A 1,162-nucleotide genomic window follows, 5' to 3' on the forward strand; every position below is an offset into this window, starting at 1 on the left:
GGCAATAGAGGGCCGTACGCGCTCAGGATCGCGTTTTTAAGGGCTATGGGTGGGTATGGGTTAGGCTGGCGGTGGACGGCGCTTTAGAGCCGCCTTCATAGAGGCGATATGCTCCGCTGCGGATGCCATATGGCCGGTACGTTCCGGCGTGTTAAGGTTGGCCGCATTGATCCCCATCTGGACGTTAGCCAAGGCCTTACGACGCTTTTTCTCGATTTTACTCATTCGCCGCTCTTGCGCCTTGCGTTGTTCATGCCTTAGCCAGTCATAGAAGCCTAGAACCGTGAATAAATGCTTGCTAACGGTGCGGATCGCGGCCTGACCTTTGTAGGTTCCGTCCTTCAGTTTTTCACAGATCGGGTGAACAGTGATGATGCCCGCCGCTTTCAGATCGCGGATCGCCCGCTCGGCCCGGCGCTCGCCTAAGCCCGAGAGAGCGGCAAGGTAAGGCATGGTAAGGCCAGCGGTCGAGCCGTCCGGCTGCGGGATGGCGACGCGAAGCGTGACCAGATCGGTGTAATGCAATATGCAGGCAAGAATATCAATGCAAGCCTCGCGGCGCTCGCTGCGCTGTTGACGATCCGACTGATTCGCTGCGTTTAACAGCGGCAAGATTTCGGGCTTTCTGAAATAGTCTTGAATGGCGACTTGAGCGCGACGCAGGATTTCAGGGCGTTTAGCGTGTTTTTCCGGCGCTGAGAAAAACCGGGGAGCGTCCGGGCTATGGCCGCATTTATTGCCAAGGATTAGATTATTTGACACATAGCCTGTCTTCTTGCCGGCCAGTGTCGTGAGGGCGATTCGCCATTAAGGACGAATCAGTTTGATTATGTATACGCATTATGCTAAATTTTCCCCGTAAGTTCTGCGCCCCTGCGTGTTTATGAAGTCGAAAATACATCCGGCAAGATATATATACGACGGCTTCATAGATGTTCAGGGGCTTATTTTTTTGTTTTTCTTCTCACGCATAGTTTCCAGCTTCCTTCGGAACCCTAGCGCCTTAAAACGCCTTTACTATAACTCATCATTAACTTAATCGCAAACCTTGCTAATCAACGGTTTGCGGCCCGTATAATACATTATACGAGAGCTTCATCAGCGACCAGTTAAGGCCACTGCTGCGCCGCATGTTTAACGCGCAAAATCTCGACAACCGTTC

General features: G+C 52.4%; 1 protein-coding gene. It reads right to left on the minus strand.

Going from position 1 to position 1,162, the window contains the following annotated elements:
• Positions 1 to 60: 60 nt before the first annotated feature.
• Entirely contained in the window at positions 61 to 762 is a 702-nt protein-coding gene (locus EK22_RS21835) for a hypothetical protein (RefSeq protein WP_051962026.1), read from the minus strand.
• Between the last annotated feature and the right edge of the window lie 400 nt (positions 763 to 1,162).

Origin of the sequence: Methylobacter sp. BBA5.1 (assembly GCF_000746145.1) — a bacterium.
Taxonomy (GTDB): domain Bacteria; phylum Pseudomonadota; class Gammaproteobacteria; order Methylococcales; family Methylomonadaceae; genus Methylobacter; species Methylobacter marinus.